The organism is Arthrobacter sp. Hb9-2, from assembly GCF_059091165.1.
The window spans coordinates 18241-37998 of record NZ_JBNHGJ010000027.1 but is presented as its reverse complement, the minus strand read 5'-3'; the positions used below and the strand labels follow the sequence as shown (position 1 = coordinate 37998).

Genomic DNA, 19758 nt, shown 5'->3' with positions numbered 1-19758 from the left:
CGAACCTCTCCCCAGCCCCCGCCCTACGGCGAAAGGTATAGCCAGATGACGAACAACAGCAACACCACTGCGACCGACGCCACTCCCGCCAACGGGCCAGAGACCCCCGCCGTCGAGGACCTCGACCTCACCCCTGCAGGCCTCGCCGACGCACCCGCCCTACAGCAGGATCCCGACAGCCTCGTCCATACCGGAAACAGCTAGGCACCACACAGCCGAGGCCAAATCAGGACTGGACCAGGTGCCGGGGGCGCCACTCATCAATCAACCACAGCGCATAATGACCGCGGAGCGCATCATGACCACTGCACGGACCTTCGAATCAATCGTCATCATTTTCAACCCCAACAGCACCGGCGACGCACCTACACTCGCCGAGCAACTGCGGACAGAGCTCGGAGAGCTTCTCCCCTATGCCGCAGAGATCAGGCTTCAACCCACAGCCCATGCCGGCCATGCCGTCGAGTTGGCAAGGGACGCTGCCCAAACCGGCCGGGACGTACTGGTCGTCTCGGTCAGCGGCGACGGGGGCTATAACGAAGTCGTCAACGGCGTGATGCAATCCGGCAACCCGCACGCGGTATGCGCCGTTTTGGCTGCGGGCAACGCCAACGACCACAGCCGCATCATCGGCACCCAGCCCCTGGAGCACGCCATCGCCGCAGGTGCCGTGCGAAACATCGACCTCCTGCGCATCACCAAGGGCGCAACAGCAGACGCGCCCACAGAGTACGCCCACTCCTACATCGGCTTCGGCCTGACCCCGGTCATGGCAATCGACCTGGAAAAAGGCAGCAAAGGCGCCCTGAAGGAAATGTTCTCCGTCATGCGCACCTTCTCCAAATTCAAGCCTTTCGAAATCCGCCCGACAGAGGGCAAACGCCGGAAGTTCGACAGCCTTGTCTTCGCCAACATCGCCGAAATGGCCAAATACGCCACCCTCAGCGAAGCCGACGACCAGATCTCGGACGGCAAATTCGAAGTCGTGACCTTCCCTCACAGGTCAAAGTTCCGGATCCTGCTGACGGCACTGCGCGCTGCCACCCAAGGCCTGGGAGACCAGCCCAGCGTCAGCAACTACGCCTTCACCACCCTCAAACCCATCCCGTATCAAATCGACGGAGAAGTGAAATCCGTTGAAGCGCACACACGGGTCACCATCGAATCGGCCCCGGCTGCCCTCGCCACCTTGGGCTAACGAACCGATTGAACCACCCCCTTAGGAATAGGACACCCGGTGCACACCGCAACCGACCAACCAGACACTGAATCAACGCGTTACCGTCTGCTCATGCCCGGGAAGGGCCCCCGCCTGACGCCCAGGATTGTTACCACAAGGTCCTTGACCTCACACGTGCACACCCTGACAGGTCCACCGGATTCACCGGGCCCGGTCTTTGTGCTGCTGCACGGCATCGGCATGTCCCACCGCTACTACCGGCGACTGCAAGCCCTTCTGGCCCGTCACGGGAACACCCACGCCATCGACCTGCCCGGGTTCGCCGGAACGCCCACACCGGCCCGGCAACTCTCCGTCGCCGACTACGCAGCCCACACCGCGGCGACACTGGAAAAAATGGGCGCCTCCCGCGTGGTGCTGATCGGGCACTCGATGGGCACCCAGTTCGCGACCGAACTCGCGGTCCAACGCCCCGATTTGGTCTCCCACCTCGTGCTCCTGGGCCCTGTGGTGGACCCGGCCCGGAGGACCGTCCTCCAGCAGAGCCTGTCCCTGGGTCTTGACTCGCTGCTCGAAAGCCCCGCCGGCAATGCCATCGTCTTCCGCGAGTATGCCCGGTCCGGCCTGCGCTGGTACCTCACCGAACTGCCCGTCATGATGACCTACGACCTGAACGCCCGGTTGGCCCTGGCAAACCAACCCACTCTGGTCATCCGCGGATCCCGGGATCCCGTAGCACCCCGGCTCTGGTGCCAAAAACTGGCCGCTACCGCCCCGGATGGGCACTTCCTTGAAGTACCGGGCCAACCCCACATCGTCCAGCACGGCGGTGCCGCCGCCACAGCCGCTGGCATCCTGGCCCTAACTTCCCAGCAGCCGTCCTAGCCTCTCCGTCACTCCAACCCAGCGGGCTGACATGCACCGCCGAGCCATACGAAAAGGCCGGTACCACCCAGACAAGAAGTTGCTTCAAACCACTCTGGAACCGCAGGGCGGGAACCCACCGGCTGGATCGTGGCCGTTGGGTTGACGGAATCCTAGGTCCTGATCCGCCAATGTCGGGCAAACCCAAGTCCAGGGTGGTCAGGGACAAGGTTGAACCGGCTGCGGCTTTACCCTCGCTCCTGAGCCGACCGCCGGTACTTTTAACCCCGCACGACTCAACACTGCGGTAATCAGTCCCATCCGGGTCATCTTCAATGAGGCAGACGTGCTGTTCTTCTCCCAAGCGCGTCCCGGCTCCCATTGATCTGTAGATCAAAAATGGAAACTCTCCCCGTTATGGACTGTACAAGAAGCTCAGCATTCGCGGACAACGACCACCGGCCTGTCCTGTGCCTGGACGAGTTTGTCCGCCACCGTTCCCTCCATAATCCTGCCGAGTTTGGCGAGGAGACCTGGCCGTCCGTTCCCGACCATGAGCAAGCTGGCGCCAGTGCTCGCAGCAAGTCGCGCCAGTGCAGAGCTGACGTCTCCGTGCAGTTCCCGGAAGGACCACGCTGTTCCGTCAGGGCCCAAAAGACCGGTGATACGCGAACGCACCTCGTTGGCAGGGTAGAGCGCCTCTTCGTTGACAACAGGATCAAGCGAAAGCGCCGTACGGATCCGTTGAGGTTCCCATTCCGTAAGAACACTGGACGGGTCCACGAAGGCACAAACAAGGTGGATGTTAAGATCAGCGGCCAGCTCTGCACCTGCGTATACGAGCAACGGCGGCACCGACCATGGGACCCCCAGAATCAGCGACCCTGCGTAAGCCATGTCGGCGCCCAGACTGGCGGAGAAGTGTTTGTATGCATCCATGCTCCCTGACGGCACTCAGCATGCGTGCTCACGCACGCTGCCCTGACCGAATTCAAGCATGCCCCGGGGCGGCGGCGCGTCAAATGTGAACCTGCGGGTCAGTATTCACCGGATGTTCACCGCAGTGCTAGGTGGGCACAGCTGGGCCGCACGCCTGATGCCGGCGAACGGCGCCGCAAAGCTACGCATGAAGCGGTGGCCTTAACCGGCCCTTGACGCCTCCGCAAAGCGACATCCACCATTTGTCGGATGGACCAGGACCCACAGGAAACCCCTTGTGCTACGCGTCGGTGATCGAGTGGCTGCAAGTTATCCGGAGACCCCCAGGGAACATATCCAAGGTATTGTCGCTGCCGAATACACACCTTGGGCCGTGCCCGCATCCGCAGCTACATACCGATCCTGGTGGAACGCAGCGCCTGGAACCGGCTCCACCGGGAGACCTTCCACCGGCCACCAAGCTAATGATCGGCTCCAGAGCCTTTCCCAGGCGAAAGTGAATTGCCGCGACGCTGTTCATCGTCCGTTCACTCCGGCGGAGTAACTTCGGCCGGTGAATGTTTCTGATCTGACTGAACCAGCAGGCAAGCAGCCAGTATCCGTAGTGAACACCGGCGGACAGGCTCCCGGACACAATGGGCGTGCGGGGGCGTACTTGCCGCAGCTGGCTGCCGCGGAGAAGGCTGCACCGCCGCGGACCCTTGTCCAGGTCTTCGAGGAAACGGCCCGGCAGTTCCCTGACGCTTCCGCCCTCGACGACGGAAGGGTCTCCCTTAGCTACGCAGACCTGCACGCCGCCGCGAAGGAGTATGCCCGGCGCCTGCACAGCAACGGGATCGGAGCCGGCGACAAAGTTGGAATCCGCATCCCGTCGGGCACCAACGAGCTGTATGTAGCCATCCTCGCCACACTGCTGGTGGGTGCCGCCTACGTGCCGGTTGACGCGGACGACCCTGAGGAGCGGGCTGCCCTCGTCTTCGAAGAAGCCGGGGTGGCGGCCATCCTCCGCGCCGGTGGCATCTTCAACGCAGGCAGGGAGGCTCCCTTCCCGGCACCCCGGCAACCCGGGGTTGAGGATGACGCCTGGGTCATTTTCACGTCCGGTTCCACGGGCAAACCCAAGGGCGTGGCAGTGACACACCGGTCAGCTGCCGCCTTCGTCGACGCCGAAGCCAGGCTGTTCCTTCCGGACCATCCAATCAACTCCTCGGACCGCGTCCTGGCGGGACTGTCGGTCGCCTTCGATGCGTCCTGCGAGGAGATGTGGCTGGCCTGGCGGAACGGCGCCTGCCTGGTGCCTGCCCCGCGGTCTCTGGTGCGCACCGGGATGGATCTGGGCCCATGGCTGATCACCAACGGAATCACCGTCGTGTCCACCGTTCCCACCCTTGCTGGGCTATGGCCGGCCGAATCGCTGGATGCGGTCAGGCTCCTGATTTTCGGGGGCGAGGCCTGCCCGCCCGAGCTGGCAGCGCGGCTTGCCGTGGACGAACGCGAGGTCTGGAACACCTACGGGCCCACCGAGGCCACCGTCGTGGCTTGCGCGGCACGGACGGACGGATCGGGTCCCGTTCGGATCGGACTTCCCCTGGACGGGTGGGATCTCGCCGTCGTCGACGCCGCCGGCGTTCCCGTGGACGAGGGGCAGACCGGAGAACTGATCATCGGCGGTGTTGGCCTTGCCCGCTACCTGGACCCGGCCAAGGACGCGGAAAAGTATGCGCCCATGCACACGCTGGGATGGGACCGCGCCTACCGCAGCGGAGACCTTGTACGGTACGAGACTGAAGGCCTGGTCTTTGTGGGCCGGGCCGATGAGCAGGTGAAACTCGGCGGCCGCCGGATCGAACTGGGCGAAATCGACGCCGCGCTGCAGTCCCTGCCCGGCATCCAGGGCGCGGCTGCCGCGGTCCAAAGCACCGCTGCCGGAAACCAGATCCTCGTTGGGTACGTGGTGCCGGCGCCGGACACTTCCCCCGACCTTGACCAATTACGGAACCGGCTGGCAGCCCGGCTTCCCGCGGCCCTCATCCCGCTGCTGGCCGTCGTCGACAGCCTTCCGGTGAAGACCAGCGGCAAGGTGGACCGCAACGCGCTGCCATGGCCGCTGGCGCAGGCGTCCGCAGGTGAAGGCGTAGCGCCGGACCTGGACGGGCCATCAGCCTGGATCGCTGATCAGTGGGCGGCCGTCCTGGGGACGCCATCGGACAGCCTGGACGCCGATTTCTTCGCCTACGGGGGCAGCAGCCTGGCCGCCGCCCGGCTGGTCTCCGCCCTCCGGGTGCGCTACCCCACCATCACCGTGGCTGACGTGTACGCCCGCCCGCGGCTTGGAGCACTGATCGAACTTGCCCGGCTTTCATCGCCCGACGGCGGCATGGCGGCTTCCGAGCCGATGGAACGTTCAGTGCGGCCTACCGCCCGTAAATCGCAGGTCTTCCAGATCGTGGCCGGGTTGCCCCTGCACGTGCTCGTGGCCATGCGCTGGCTGACATATCTGATGGCCATCAACAACGTCCTCGCCGCGTGGGGTGTCCTGAGCGGGGCCCCGACAGTGTCCTGGTGGTGGGTGCTGGTGTCCTGGCTGGCGTTTGTGAATCCGCTGGGCCGGATGGCCATCTCCGTGGCGGCGGCGCGCCTGCTTCTCCGCGGCGTGGTTCCCGGCAGTTATCCGCGGTCCGGGAAGGTGCACCTGAGGCTGTGGCTGGCAGAACAGATCGCGGACCTGTCCGGGGCGGTCAGCCTGGCTGGCGCCCCCTGGGTTCCGTACTACGCCCGGGCATTGGGCGCCAAAGTGGGCAAGGATGTTGACCTGCATTCCGTCCCGCCCGTGACCGGCATGCTGAGCCTGGGATCGGGCTGTTCAATCGAACCCGAGGTGGATCTTTCGGGCTGGTGGATCGACGGCGACCTGGTCCATATCGGACACGTACGGGTCGGCCCGGGCGCGACTGTTGGCTCGCGGAGCACCCTCATGCCGGGCGCCCGCATCGGTGCCGGATCCGAAGTCGCCCCGGGCTCGGCCGTCTTGGGCAAGCTCAAGGCGAACCAGCGCTTTGCGGGCTCGCCTGCCCAGCGCCTCGGGAAGGCACAGCAGGACTGGCCCGCCCGGCCGCGCTCAGGCCTGAAATCGGTGCTGTCCTTTGGCGCCTACGCGCTGGCAGCGGCAGCCCTGGCGCTCATCCCCTTCGTCTCGGCAGCCCTTGGCGCCCTTCCGGTGATCTCCGCCGTCCGGGGCCAGGAGTCCCTGTTCTCGTCGTGGCCGGAACTGTTGTGGACTGTGCCTGCTGCCGCCGTCGTCTGGTTCATGTCCAATATGGTCCTGACGGCCGCCTTCGTCCGTTTGCTTGGCCTGGGACTCCGCGAAGGCCACTACCGCGTCCGCAGCTTCACCGGCTGGCGTGTGTGGGCCACCGAACGTGTCCTGGACATGGCCAGGGACCTGCTTTTCCCCCTGTACGCAAGCCTGTTCACGCCGGTGTGGCTGCGGCTGCTGGGGGCGAAAGTAGGCCGCAATGTTGAGGCGTCCACCGTACTCCTGCTGCCTTCCATGACAACGGTGGGCGACGGCGCTTTCCTGGCCGATGACACCATGATTGCCTCCTATGAGCTCGGCGGCGGGTGGATGAGGATCGCTCCGGCGAAGATCGGCAAGCGGGCGTTTCTGGGAAATTCGGGCATGACCGGGGCAGGACGCAGCGTGCCCAAGAACTCGCTGGTGGCTGTGCTGTCCGCGACGCCCGCGAAAGCGAAATCGGGGACGTCCTGGCTGGGCAGCCCGCCGGTGCGTCTCCGCCGCGCCCGGATGGAGGTTGACCAGAGCCTGACCTATGACCCGCCGCTGAGGCTGAAGATCTACCGCTCCTGCTGGGAACTGTGCAGGGCTGTTCCCGTCATCCTCACCGCAGCCATCGCCGTCGCCATCCTTGCCGTCCTGGACTGGATCGCCGGAACCGCCGGATATGCCGCCGCCGCTGTGCTCGGGGCGCCCGTGCTGCTGGCAGCCGGGGCTGTGGCCGCGGCAAGCTCGGTAGCGGCCAAGTGGCTGCTCGTGGGGAAGATCGATGCACGGGAGCACCCCCTGTGGAGTTCATTCATCTGGCGCAACGAGGTGGTGGATACCTTCATCGAGATGGTCACGGCGCCGTGGTTCGCGCGCGCTGCCGCGGGCACCCCAGCCCTTGTGTGGTGGCTGCGTGGCCTTGGTGCCAAGATCGGCTCCGGCGCCTGGTGTGAAAGCTACTGGCTGCCCGAGGCGGATCTGGTCACGTTGGGTGAGAACTCCACGGTGAACCGCGGCTGCGTCATCCAGACCCACCTCTTCCACGACCGGGTGATGAGCATCGACACCGTTACGCTTGAAGCCGGGGCAACCATGGGCCCGCACGGAGTAATTTTGCCTGCAGCCCGAATTGGTGCCGGCGGCACAGTGGGTCCGGCATCGCTTGTGATGCGTGGCGAGACCGTTCCGGCGGCCAGCTACTGGATCGGGAATCCGGTCAGCCCATGGGCTTCCCCGGCCGCAGCCGTTCCCGCCCGAGAGGCCCAGCTACAGTGACCGCACACCAGGAGCACGTACCAGGCGGGCAGCGGAGAGCCGTCCCCCGCAGTCCGCTGCCCGATCCCTACACGCCAGGTCACGGATCCGCAGATTACGGCGTCACCCGCTACGAGCTGTACCTCGACTACCGCGTGTCCACCAACAGGCTCTCCGGCCACGCCGCCATCACAGCCCGCTCCCACGTTGAGCTGGCCACCATCATGCTGAACCTGGCCGGGCTGCGGGTACTGAAGGTTCAACTGGACGGGCAGCGTGTGCAGAGATTCAGCCAGCGGGGGCACCAGCTCTTCATCGTCCCTGGCCGTCCCGTGCCCGCCGGCAGCGACTTCAGCCTTGATATCCGGTACGAGGGCTCCCCCGGTCCCCTGCGCGGCAACTGGGGCGAAGTGGGCTGGGAAGAGCTCACCGACGGGGTGCTTGTGGCCGGGCAGCCCACCGGCGCGCCGTCCTGGTTTCCCTGCAATGACCATCCCAGCCAGAAAGCCAGCTTCGGATACACCATCACCACGGAGTCCAACTACAGGGTGGTCTGCAACGGTGTGCTGGTCTCGCGCCATGCCAAGGCCAGCCGCGAAACCTGGGTCTTTGAACAGCCTGAGCCCATGGCCACCTATCTGTCCACGGTGCAGATCGGCCGCTACGACCTTGGGCCCCTGGCCTTCCAGCCCCACCTTCCGGGCCACCGCGCGGGCACCGCGGACGACGGCGGCCAGCGTCAGGTCCCGCAATTCGTTGCGGCACCCCCGGCCCTCATGGCCACCGCCGTGGCTGCCCTCGGGCGGCAAGGCCAGATGATGGAGACTTTCGAGACCTGCTTCGGCCCGTACCCCTTCCCCGGTTACACCGTGGTGGTGGCGGACGACGATCTCGAAATCCCTCTGGAAGCGCAGTCGCTGTCTGTTTTCGGTCCGAACCATCTCAACCAGCAATGGGAGGCCCAGCGGCTCATTGCCCATGAACTTGCCCATCAGTGGTTCGGAAACTCCCTGACCGCCACCTCCTGGGCCGACATCTGGCTGCACGAGGGGTTCGCCTGCTACGCCGAGTGGATTTGGTCCGAGGCCTCCGGAAACACCACGGCACAGCAGAGGGCACAGTGCGCCTGGCAGGGACTCTCCTCCCAGGCGCAGGATTTGCTGGTGGGTGACCCCTCACCGGAGCTGATGTTCGATGACCGCGTCTACAAACGCGGCGCCCTTGCCCTCCATGCTTTGCGCCACGCCACTGGGGATGCGCTGTTCTTCGAAATCCTCAGAACGTGGACGCACCGTTACCGCTTTGGCAGCGTCACGACAGCTGATTTCATGGACACGGCCGATCAGGTTTGCATCGAACTCCCCGGATTCAACGCCCGCGCCGTTCTGAACCCTTGGCTCTATGAGCCAGCACTTCCCCCGCTCCCGTGACGCCGTCAGGTCAGAGGGTCTCGCTGGCGGGCGTTCGGTTGTCCGACGTCGACCTGGGCCTGGTGCATGTCCTGGATGAGGCGGAGCTGGCCAGGGCTTCGACTTTCCGCTCCCCCGCCCTGCGGGACGCCTTCCTGGCCGGCCGCATAGCGTTGCGCCTCCACATCAGTGCGCTGACCGGGGACAGCCCAAAGTCCCTCAAGGCCGACTACTTCTGTCCAGCCTGTAGCAATCGAACCGACCCGGGACACGGGATCCCGCGGTATCAGTTCCCTTCCTCTGACGCCCGTCTTCGCGTCAGCCTCAGCCGGTCCGGGAACTGGTGCCTACTGGCCGCCAGCCTTGACGACGGTATCGCCGCTATCGGCGTGGACATCGAGAACGGGGCCGCAGCAGACTTTGACGGGTTCGCGTCGCTGGCGATGACAGCCAATGAGCGTGGCCTGCTGCAAGAAGTGCCCCCCGCGCTGACGGCCAAACTCCAAACCCGCCTCTGGGTCCGCAAGGAAGCCGTCCTGAAAGCACTAGGGACGGGCCTGGCAACGGCCCCTTCCCTGGTTGACGTGTCCACGCCGACCCCTGCAGGAGTGCGCGGGCCCGCGCTATGGAAGGTCGAAGATATCAGCCCCGCCAGTGTCGGTCTTCCGGAAGACTTTGTTGCCTCGATCGCTACCCGGCAACGGAGCGACGCCCAGTAACACTGGCCCGGGCCGGCGATCCCTGCTGCTGGCTCTGCGGGGCCCGTTTCTCCGGGGCGCCGGAGTCTTACTGCCTCCGCGACCAGTTTGAGGGCGAGGTCGGCGAGCTGTTCGGCACCGCCCCGTGTGCCGGTTATTCGACGGTGACGCTCTTGGCGAGGTTGCGGGGCTGGTCCACGTCGTAGCCCTTGGCTGCGGCGAGTTCCGCGGCGAAGATCTGCAGCGGGACGGTGGTCAGCAGCGGCATCAGCAGGGTGGGGGTTTCGGGGACGTAGAAGACGTGCTCGGCGTAGGCCTTGACCGCTTCGTCGCCTTCCTCGGCGATGACAAGGGTGCGGGCGCCGCGGGCGCGGACTTCTTGGATGTTGGAGACGACCTTGGCGTGCAGCGAGTCGCGGCCGCGCGGGGACGGGACCACCACGAACACGGGCTGGCCTTCATCGATCAGGGCGATGGGGCCGTGCTTGAGCTCGCCTGCGGCGAAGCCTTCGGCGTGGATGTACGCGATTTCCTTCAGCTTCAGCGCACCTTCAAGGGCCACCGGGTAGCCGACGTGGCGGCCCAGGAACAGCACCGACTTCTCGTCAGCCATGGACCGGGCCAGTTCCCGCAGCGGCCCTGCGTTGTCCAGGATTTTCTGGATCTTGGCCGGGATTTTGTTCAGGTCCGCGAGGACGTCCTTGATGTCACCTTCATCTACGTTGCCGTGCAGCTGTGCCAGGTACAGGCCCAGCAGGTACGCGGCGGTGATCTGCGCCAGGAACGCCTTGGTGGAGGCCACAGCGATTTCCGGGCCCGCGTGTGTGTACAGCACGGCGTCGGATTCACGCGGGATGGTGGAGCCGTTGGTGTTGCAGATCGAGATGGTCTTCGCGCCCTGCTCGCGGGCGTACCGGACGGCCATCAGGGTGTCCATGGTCTCGCCTGACTGGCTGATCGAGACCACCAGGGTGTTCTCGTCCAGGATCGGATCCCGGTAGCGGAACTCATGCGCCAGCTCCACCTCGGTGGGGATCCGGCACCAGTTCTCGATCGCGTACTTGGCCACGGTGCCGGCGTATGCGGCGGTACCGCAGGCCAGCACGATGATCTTATTGACCTGCTTCAGCCGTTCAACATCGATCCGCAGCTCATCAAGGGTCAGCTTGCCGTTGATGTCCGACCGGCCCAGCAGGGTCTGCGCCACGGCGTCGGGCTGGTCATGGATTTCCTTTTCCATGAACGAGCTGAAACCGCCCTTTTCCGCCGAGGCGGGGTCCCAGTCCACGTGGTATTCCTTGCCCTCGGCCGGGTTGCCGTAAAAGTCGGTGATCTGCACCGTGTCCGCGGTGATGGTGACGATCTGGTCCTGGCCCAGTTCGACGGCGCGGCGGGTGTAGTCGATGAACCCGGACACGTCCGAACCCAGGAAGTTTTCGCCCTCGCCCAGGCCCACTACCAGGGGTGAGTTGCGGCGGGCGGCGACGACGACGTCGGGCTGGTCAGCGTGGACCGCCAGCAGGGTGAAAGCGCCCTCGAGGCGCTGGCAGGCCAGCTCCATCGCGCGGGTCAGGCCGCCGTCGGAGGTGTCCCCGCCCAGCTTGTTCCGGAAGATATCCCCCAGCAGCGCCGCGGCCACCTCGGTGTCGGTCTCGGACAGGAACGTTACGCCCTTATCCAACAGCTCAAGCTTCAGCTCGGCGAAGTTTTCGATGATGCCGTTGTGGATCACGGCGAGCTTGCCGTCATCGGCCAGGTGCGGGTGCGCGTTCCGGTCCGTCGGACCACCATGGGTCGCCCAGCGCGTGTGGCCGATCCCCGTGACGGTTTCCGGCAGCGGCCGGGCCTCCAGCTCGGCAATCAGGTTGCTCAGCTTCCCCGACTTCTTACGCGACTCAATCAAACCCCGGGGCACCACAGCGACCCCTGCGGAGTCATAGCCCCGGTACTCCAGGCGCCGCAGTCCCTCCAGGACAACATCCAGCGCACTGTGATTCCCGCCGTTATCAGAACGGCCCACATACCCCGTGATTCCACACATAAAAGGTCTCCTGAACTAGGATCTTGGCTAATTTCCTGTGCCCTGTAAGGCACTTCCAACAGCCGCCCCCGTCCAGGTTGGATTGTGGCAGGGAAGCGGTGGTTCGAGAGCAGGGCGGTCAATAGCCCCCGTGCCGTCAGCCGCCCATGGCACGCTTCACCGCGTCGTATGCGGGGGTGGGCCGGCCGTTGTTGAACAGGTGGTCGTGGCCCTGCCGCAGGTTGCCGCCGTCGTCGATCCACCAGTCGTAGCGGTCATCCACTCCCCAGGTGGTGTAGGAGACGCAAGTGGGCGAGTGGAGGCAGGTGGCCAGCACGGTGGCGTACTGTTTCGCCTGGGCGTCCGTCCCCTGGCCGTCCGTGACGTCGTTTTCGGAGATGCGGACGTGCAGCCCGGCGTCGCCGAAGCGGTTGAGCGTGCGGGTGAGTTGTTTAGCGGAGATGGCGTCCGTCTCGAGGTCATAAACGTGGGCCTGTAGGCCTGCTCCGTAGATGTGCCCGCCCTTGGCGTTGGTGTCCCGGATGAGCTGGAGCAGGGCGTCCTGGCGCCGTCCCGGCACGTCGGCACCGTTTTCATTGATGTACTGCTTGACCTGCGGATCGGCGGCGTAAACCGCTTTGGAGATGATCGCCGGATAGTCCGGGCCGAAGACGCGGTACCAGGTGTTCTGCTGCATGCTGGTCCCCTGGTTCACGTCGAACGGCTCGTTGACGACGTCCAGGGATGCCAGCCGCCCCTTGAAGTGCATTGTTACGGTGGTGACGTAGTCCAGCAGCACGTCGGCGCTGGCCCGACGCTCCTGTTCGGAGTCTGCGGGGAGCTCCTGCATCCAGCGGGGCATGGCCTCGGTGAAGGCAATGGTATGGCCATGTACCACCATGCCTTTGGCTTGGGCCATTGCCAGGATCGCATCGGCTTCCTCGAACGTGTACACCCCCTGCTGCGGGGAAAGGAATTGCGGCTTCATGGCGTTCTCCGGGGTAAGGGCACCGAAGTTTTCGACGAACTCCCGCGCGTAGTCCCCGTCACCGGTGAGGGGGCCCAGGGCCACGGCCGCTCCGACCAGGAAGTCCGGCCGGATCCTGGCAGCCAGAGCCTGCAGTCCGTCGGCTGACCGCTGCACGCCCGAGGCGGCAGCACCGGAGGTGCGCAGGCCCGCGCTTACCGGTGCAACCGCCTTCAGAGAGGTGATTTGAAAGTCTCCGGAATCACTGGAGAAGCCAAGCCACAGGGACCCTGACGAGAACACCTTGCCGAAAGGCAGTGAGGAAAGCGCGTCGCTGCCGCTGCTGACCGTGAGCGTATCGCCCAAGCGGTGTACCGTGAGCGCGGCGCCCGGGTCCTTCACCGTTTGGTGCTCCTCGTGCACTGGCACCGGCTTGGTGACGTCCTTCTTCTGAGTTCCGTCAAACACTGCGATGTTCAGGTCAGTGCCTTGGAGCGTCAGCCGCAGGCCTGGCGGTTCGACGCGGAACTCGTCCGCGATGACGGGGGGCCGGTCATAGACAGCCCAGGACGCGTCCGCGGTTACATTCGCGAACGTTGCGCTGAGCGAAAACTCCCCGCCGACCACCAAGTGGGTGCCGGCCAGGTTGAGCGGCGGGTTCGGCTGGCCGCCCTCCCCGCTCTGCTCCACAATGCGTCTGGCGGTGGGAGTGATCTGAAGGCCGCCGATGCCCGCCCGGATCCCGGGAACTTCCCGCCAGTCCCCGCGCAGCAGGTCAACCGTGTTTTCTGGCTTAGGAGGAGAGCTGCTGTACAGGATGCCCAGTATAAAAAGGACCACGAGAATGGCGGACGCCATTCCCAACACCCGTGCTTGCCGTCGTTCCGCCATCCCGCCTCCTCTTCCCCGTGCCAGGACGTGGTGCTGTTAGGACTTGGTCCAGCGGACGTCGTCGAAGTATGCCTGCAGCCCTGAATTGCCCTGGACGATGACCTGCACACTTGCCTTGGCCACGGAGCTGGTGCTCGGTGAATAGGTGAGATCGACGTTGGTCACGCCGGCAGCCGATACCCCGAGCTTCCACTGCCCGGAGATCCACTGCCCGGCGGCGTTGTACTCGTCAATGTAGAAGCCCATCTCGCCGCTGGTCCGGGCCGTAATGTTGAGGTAGCTGGCGATTTTGTAGGTCCCGGGTGTGACAGCGACCTGAGGGGAGAACAGGTGTCTGTTCGCCGTGGTAGCCGTCATTTTCACCGAATTCACTGGATTGGCAGGGCTTCCGCGGTTGGCGCCGTCTGCCTGGATGGTGGACGCCGAGTCAGTCCTCCAGCCCGAGCTGATGCCGGCATCGAACGCGCCGTTGGGCACGAGGTTGACGGATGCCGGCGGGGTCGACCCGGCGGCAAGCGCCAGCATCTGAACATTATCCAGATACGCTGTGATGCCTGTTCCTGTGACATAGACCTGCAGGCTCGCCGACGCCACGCTGGTGGAGCTCGGGGTGTAGCTGAAGTTCATGGACTGTACCCAGCGGGTGTTCTCCCGCTTGCGGAACTGCCCGGAAATCCATTGCCCGGCGGCGTTGTACTCGTCGATGTAGAACCCGACCTCACCGGAAGAGATTGCCGCGACGTTGACGAAGGACTTGAACAGATAGTTAGTCCCTGCCGTGACCGGCACCTTCGGCGAGAACAGGTGGCCAGCCGCTGAACCGGAGACTATCTTCACCGACCTGGCGGAGTCGGGGTAGTTCCCGTTATTTCCATTGTCAGCAGTAATGGTGGACGGGGCGTCGGTGCGCCAGCCGTCGGCAATCCCATTGTTGAACGTCGGATTGGCGAGCAAGTTGGGGCTGCCGTTCACAAGGCCTTTGCTGATATTGACGTTCCTGATTTGGCCGGCCGCCACTTTGCTCTGCACGTAGGCGGCCAGCTGGTCGAGTTCGGCCGTACCGTACTGGTAGTCGTCTGGGTTCTGGCTCGGCGAGGGCCGGATGTCGTGGAACGTGAACACAGCCCAGGTCTTGTTCGTAATTGCCTCGTCCACCTTTGCCTTCAGGGTGGCGACGGGTGTGGTTCGCTCCTGCACGGGAATGTTACGGATCAGGTAGTCACCGAGCGGCCAGGGGTTGTTGCCGGTATCGGCGAAGCCGCGCATGGAGCTGTAGTACTTGGCTATCTGGGCGAGTGCTGACATGTCGTAGTCACCGTAGGGCGGGGCGAACGCGGTGGCGTTGAAGCCGTGTGCCGCCAGTGTTGCCTTGCTGTTGGCCAGCTCGGCATCGACTTGGGCTGCCGTCAGCTTGGTGGCCTGGCAGTCATCGCCCACGCTGACAAGGCATAGGTGGTTCACGGTGTGGGAGCCGATTTCCCAGCCGTAGGTGTTCTGCAGCTGGGTGATCTGGTCCCATGTCATGTAGGGCACATCGGTGCTGGCGCGGCACGTATTGGGCACGGTTGTCATGCCGACGCAGTTGGTGTTGACGTAGCTGGTTCCGGTGAGCCCGTATTTCTTGAGGGTTGGGGCGGCCTGCGTCAGGGCATTCTGCATGCCGTCGTCGAAAGTGAAGGACACCAGCGGGGTTGGTGCGGGGTTGTCCACGGCTGCGTTGGCGGCCGTCGGAGTCAACAGTGCGGCAGCGACAGCCCACACCGCCACCCCGATGGTCAGGAGCTTGGCGCGATGCCACGCCAATCTTGCTCTGGTATTGATCATGACTTTTTCCTTTTCTTGGGGTGGCGAAGGCGCCGCGAAGCACCGCATGGTGGTCAGGGGCCCTGCAGCTGCTCGACTGCCTGGGCGACCGGTTGGACTTGGATGCCGCTGTCGTCGATGAGCTGCAGCTGGGTGGCGAGGACGTCGCTGGTAATGGTGCTCCTGTCCACCGCAATGGTGTTTTTCACTGTGCCCGACGAGTCCGGGGCAGCGACTTGGTGGTAAACGAGGATGAGCCAGCCGTTGGATCTGGAGGTCTCGGCGAGTGCCTCCTTCAACGTGTCCGGCGTCGTCTGGTCAGTGATGTAGAGGACCTTCAGGTCGCGCAGGTCAAGGTTTTGCCTGGTATTGATGCCATCGTCCGTTCCGCGCACAAGCCGGAAATACTTGTTCGCGTACCAGTCCACTTGGGCGTCGGAGCGCCCATATGGGGGTGCCAAGTCATCGGTAGGAAGGCCGGCGGCCGCCAGGGACTCCTCGCTCCTGCGCAACTCGTCGTCCAGCCGGTCCCTGCCGACAGAGGTGAGGTCGACGTGCTGGTAGCTGTGGGCGGCGATTTCGTGTCCGGCCTGGTGCATCTGCTGGACCTTTGCCGCGGTGATGAAGTTGGGCGTTTCGATCGAGCTGGGGTTGACGTACTGGGTGGACCGGAAGCCATGTTTGTCCAGCAAGGGCAGGGCGCGGTCGTACACGGACTGCCAGCCGTCGTCGAATGTGAGCGAGACTATGGGCTGGCTCCAGCGCAGCGGACCCGGTTTGGTGATGTCGGTGAGCGAATAGTCACGGACGCCTGTGGTGCCGTTTCCGTGTGAAATCAGGGTGACCATTGCGGTGGTCGCCCCGTCCGGAACCTGGAACGCTTCGGTGATGGTGGTCCATTCCCCCGCCGGCGGCACGGTCTCAAGGTTCCGGAACTCGCGCCCGCCGCCCGCGAGCTCAAATTCGGCCACGACATCAACCTCGCGGTCCGACTTGTAGGCCGCGCCGAACCTGAAGTAGCGGTCCGGAGCCGCCGGAACGGGCTGGTACTGCCACTTCGCTTCGCCGTTCTGGTAGTTCCCGATGCGGGTCCAGAGGAAGCTGCCGCGGCTGTCCTCACCGCGCCCGGACTCAACCGTTGCCGTCCCCGAAGAGTACGGCGACCAGAATGCCGGCTGGCCGGGCTGGATACCGGCGAAGCCGGGATTTGGGATCAGGTTGGGTCCCGCGGTTGCGGCTGGCGGCACGAGGACATCGTCCGCTGGCTCCAGGTATGTGCCCTCTACACTGATGGTGCCCGCGGAATAGAGGCGGAAGACGTACTCCACCGCGGTGACACTTTCGCCGCTGTTGAACGCGTCGCTCACCGTGAAGGCCGACGTGCCTGGCCGTTCCAGTGGGTTCCGCAGCTGCTCCAGCCTGGAGCTGCCGTCCTTAAGGTGCTTCCTTACGAGTAGCCTGAAATTCGCATTCGTGGTGGCGAACGCCTTGAAGAAATAGCTCTTGCCGGTAGCGACATCCACCCGCGGGCTGGTGAGCGTGACATCGCCCGTGGCGTACTGGGTGATATCAAGTTTCAGAGCCTGTCCGCCCATTTGCCCAGCCACCAGCCCTAAGGAAGTCTCCGCATCCCCGCTGTGCGCGGCAGTCCAGCCGCCGGAAGAAGCCAGCGACGATCCGGCCGACGGCGACGGGCCGGGTGTCGCCGGAGGTCCCACTATGGCGGGAAAGAGCGCGGGCAGCAGGTTGGCTCCGGGCCTCGCTTGGGCGAAGCTGCCCATTCTTCCGGTATACGCCATCCATCCGGCGCTCATCAGGAGGACCAGGACGGTGATGATGACGAGTGGATTCAGCAGAACTCGGCGGACTCCCCGGAGCTTAGCCATGGCTTATCACCGCCACGCTGCCTGCCCGCTGCGGAGACTTCCAGGTGTTGATCTCGGGTCGCCGGACCAGGCCTCGCGCCCGCATGATGCAGCGGACCGCAGCCACCAGCTGCACCAAGTCCATGATGTAGAACAAAAAGTAGGCTGTCGGCGCGTACATGCACAGCCTCGTTTGTTCCCGCGGTGAAAGGTTTTCATCCATCAGGATCGTCAGCAGCGTGTAGGCAGTGATGGTCGCATAGGCGCCGATGATCAGGGCAGGGGTGTAGGTGGCCAGCGACCAGTAGATGGCGTACGTCCAGGCCAGGGGCGAGATGAGCAGGGTGAACTCGCTCAGCAGGGCCATGGGCATCCGGTAATAGGTCAAGGTGCGGCTGTAGCGTCGGCTGGAGTTCAAGGTCAGGGCGCGGTACTTAATGAGGTTCTGGATGCTTCCGTACTTCCACCTGTAGCGCTGCTTGGCCAGCGCGCGAAACGTAAGCACGCCCTCTGTCTTGGCCACGACGTCGGCGCCGTAGACCAGGCGGAAGCGGCGGTTACCCAGGTTCGTGATCTTCGCGCTGAGGCCGATGTCCTCCGTCAGCGTGTCCGTGTCGTAAAAGTCGACCTTGCGCAGAACGCGCATCCGGTACGTGGACGCCACACCGCCCACTACAAACTCACAATTCAGCAGCGAGTACAGCTTTTTGGACCGGTAGCCGATCATGTGTTCAAAGCGCTGCAGGATGCCCAGGGCCGTAGTCTCCTCCATGATCTGCACGTTGGCTGCGACACCCGCGACGTACGGGTCCTCGAAGTAGCTGAGCGCATTCTTGATGGCGTCCCGCCTGATGATGGAATCCGCGTCGAGCGTCATGACGAACTGTCCGCGTGCATGCCGGCGAAGCGCTGCATTGAGCGCCGCACCTTTGCCAACATTCTTTTTCATCCTCACGATGCGCAGGTCCATTTCCGGATGACGCAGTTGGTAATCACGGACCAGCCGCCCAGTGAGGTCACCGGAGGCATCGTCAGCGACCAGGACCTCGAAGGAACGGTAGGTACTCCGCCGGATCGATTCGAGGGTCCGCACGATCACGGCCTCCTCGTTGTGAGCCGCGATCACCACGGTCACCAGCCCTGGCACCTCGGGGAACCCTTTGCGGGTCCAGGTGGCCGTCCCCGCACACTCAGGCTGGTACGTGGCGGGGAGCCGGACACCCTTGATGCCCTTTCGCCGCTGCTGCCAAACGTCGTAAAAGTTGGCACCCGCCAGGTAGAGGCCAAAGTGCACGAGATAAAGGATGCTGACGCCCGCGAAGAGCCAAAAGACCAAGAGGGCGAAGTCCATAGTTATGCCCCCGTCGAGTTGCCGGCGAGCCCGCGCACCTGCCCGGCGGCCCGGTTCTCCAGGTCCACCTGGTGCATAGCAAAGCCTGACATTGCGGTACCCGCGACCTCGGTCTGCCGCTTGGTGGGCTCCAGGGCCTCACGGAGAGGGGAGTTCCTACCGGCGTCGGTCCTTGCTGTTGGGGACTGAACCTGAAGGGACCTGACCGCGGCGATCTTGGCTGGAGTTGCGCGCGTAGTGTCCCGATAAATCCGAATACCCACGAAGCGGACGATTATGGTGAGGACCACCAGAACCCAAAGCACCAAGCTGAGCTGAGCGATGAAGCCAACAAAGCTGTCGAACATCGCCCCGTCGCGGCCGAAGGTCGCCTGGGCAGACACAGTGATATTTTCGAGGTGCCTCACCGGAGAGGCCCCTTTGCTGAACAAACGGCACGGGACAGGTTCTGTTCTGCTGTCATTGACCATGCGGCACCTAGACGCGTGGTGCCAACGACGGGCAACGTGGAGTCCCACGATTGGTGTGGTGTGGTTGCCACGGCGCTGGAAGATCGGGGGCGGGCGGTTTGGTGATGTTTGGACATTAAAAGCTGGATCATCGCAGTCTCCCTGCCTAAAACGAATTTTTTGTTTGTCGCGCTTTTTTTTGGAAGCAGCTTCCGATTCAAGGGAACGTAGCCAATAACGGCGAAACGGCTTATGGGGTGGACGTGAAGTTTTGATGGTGAAGTTCAGGAACGTGAACGCCGGCGCCGGCGACAACCGCCCGAGCGGGTTGGCCGCTGACTTTGGTACTTCGTATGCAACACCAGCAATAGGGTCACGCGAGTCAGGCCACAAGAAGTGACTCAACGCTTCAAACATAAAAGGCGGCGGAACGAAAAACATGAGTAGTTTGTACTCAAAAAAGAAATTAGGGACTACCTGCTAATCAGCGTTTAATTCCCGCGCGAAACCGTCCCCTTTCCAAAAGTTTTCCCATTGTTCACCAAGAAATAGTTTGCCGCATCTGGCAAGGGAGGTATTCACGGAAATGGGTTCTGCGGCCCGCCCGTCAAGCGAGAGGGCATGGCTTCGTTGCGCGAATATGTCCGCGATCAAAAAAGGTCATGGTGGCAGTGTTATCGGGATCAAAGGCCAGAGTTACTAAAGAAACACCCAAGATGTCAGGCAAACATCACCCGTAGGACACGTGGAGGCCACCCTAGGCCTGCCAAATATTTAGGAAGGGG

The 19758-nt window shown here is 64.0% G+C and carries 14 protein-coding genes; 7 read left to right on the top strand and 7 right to left on the bottom strand.

The window, feature by feature from the left end; translation table 11 throughout:
- The first annotated feature begins 45 nt into the window (after positions 1-45).
- The 3 genes from AC5RV1_RS15085 (at position 46) to AC5RV1_RS15075 (ending at position 2065) form a co-directional block, all read left to right on the top strand.
- Entirely contained in the window at positions 46-204 is a 159-nt protein-coding gene (locus AC5RV1_RS15085; protein WP_493995100.1) for a hypothetical protein, read from the top strand.
- A gap of 94 nt (positions 205-298) precedes the next feature.
- Complete coding sequence (locus tag AC5RV1_RS15080) at positions 299-1198, top strand: diacylglycerol/lipid kinase family protein (RefSeq protein ID WP_493948189.1); 900 nt, start codon at positions 299-301, stop codon at positions 1196-1198.
- A 144-nt stretch (positions 1199-1342) separates the two neighbouring features.
- The gene (locus tag AC5RV1_RS15075; protein WP_493995099.1) at positions 1343-2065 is read left to right on the top strand and encodes an alpha/beta fold hydrolase; all 723 of its coding nucleotides are present in this window, start codon (positions 1343-1345) and stop codon (positions 2063-2065) included.
- Positions 2066-2479: 414 nt separating this feature from the next.
- Here the strand turns inward: AC5RV1_RS15075 and AC5RV1_RS15070 are convergent, their stop codons facing one another.
- Positions 2480-2983 (bottom strand): universal stress protein, encoded by a 504-nt coding sequence (locus AC5RV1_RS15070; RefSeq protein ID WP_493995098.1) that lies wholly within the window; start codon positions 2981-2983, stop codon positions 2480-2482.
- Between the two features lie 366 nt (positions 2984-3349).
- Between AC5RV1_RS15070 and AC5RV1_RS15065 the strand changes: the two genes are divergently transcribed.
- The 4 genes from AC5RV1_RS15065 (at position 3350) to AC5RV1_RS15050 (ending at position 9648) form a co-directional block, all read left to right on the top strand.
- Positions 3350-3448 (top strand): three-helix bundle dimerization domain-containing protein, encoded by a 99-nt coding sequence (locus tag AC5RV1_RS15065; protein WP_493995097.1) that lies wholly within the window; start codon positions 3350-3352, stop codon positions 3446-3448.
- A 139-nt stretch (positions 3449-3587) separates the two neighbouring features.
- Positions 3588-7541, top strand: coding sequence for a Pls/PosA family non-ribosomal peptide synthetase (locus tag AC5RV1_RS15060; RefSeq protein ID WP_493995128.1), 3954 nt, complete (start codon positions 3588-3590; stop codon positions 7539-7541).
- A 56-nt stretch (positions 7542-7597) separates the two neighbouring features.
- The gene (locus AC5RV1_RS15055) at positions 7598-8950 is read left to right on the top strand and encodes a M1 family metallopeptidase (RefSeq protein WP_493995127.1); all 1353 of its coding nucleotides are present in this window, start codon (positions 7598-7600) and stop codon (positions 8948-8950) included.
- On the top strand, positions 8947-9648 hold the full coding sequence (locus tag AC5RV1_RS15050) for a 4'-phosphopantetheinyl transferase family protein (RefSeq protein WP_493995096.1): 702 nt from the start codon (positions 8947-8949) through the stop codon (positions 9646-9648). The genes AC5RV1_RS15055 and AC5RV1_RS15050 overlap by 4 nt, the downstream gene beginning before the upstream one ends.
- Positions 9649-9781: 133 nt before the next feature.
- Here the strand turns inward: AC5RV1_RS15050 and glmS are convergent, their stop codons facing one another.
- The 6 genes from glmS to AC5RV1_RS15020 all read right to left on the bottom strand — a co-directional run bounded on the left by glmS (position 9782) and on the right by AC5RV1_RS15020 (position 18907).
- Positions 9782-11668: a glutamine--fructose-6-phosphate transaminase (isomerizing) gene (glmS, locus tag AC5RV1_RS15045; protein WP_493995095.1), complete on the bottom strand. Its 1887-nt coding sequence runs from the start codon at positions 11666-11668 to the stop codon at positions 9782-9784.
- A 136-nt stretch (positions 11669-11804) separates the two neighbouring features.
- Positions 11805-13505, bottom strand: a complete 1701-nt coding sequence (locus AC5RV1_RS15040; protein WP_493995094.1) for an endo-1,4-beta-xylanase — start codon at positions 13503-13505, stop codon at positions 11805-11807.
- Between the two features lie 36 nt (positions 13506-13541).
- Complete coding sequence (locus AC5RV1_RS15035) at positions 13542-15329, bottom strand: polysaccharide deacetylase family protein (protein WP_493995093.1); 1788 nt, start codon at positions 15327-15329, stop codon at positions 13542-13544.
- Between the two features lie 53 nt (positions 15330-15382).
- Entirely contained in the window at positions 15383-17194 is a 1812-nt protein-coding gene (locus tag AC5RV1_RS15030) for a polysaccharide deacetylase family protein (RefSeq protein WP_493948170.1), read from the bottom strand.
- Positions 17187-18524 (bottom strand): glycosyltransferase family 2 protein, encoded by a 1338-nt coding sequence (locus AC5RV1_RS15025; protein ID WP_493995092.1) that lies wholly within the window; start codon positions 18522-18524, stop codon positions 17187-17189. The genes AC5RV1_RS15030 and AC5RV1_RS15025 overlap by 8 nt, the downstream gene beginning before the upstream one ends.
- Positions 18525-18526: 2 nt before the next feature.
- Complete coding sequence (locus AC5RV1_RS15020) at positions 18527-18907, bottom strand: hypothetical protein (protein ID WP_493995091.1); 381 nt, start codon at positions 18905-18907, stop codon at positions 18527-18529.
- Positions 18908-19758: the final 851 nt, after the last annotated feature.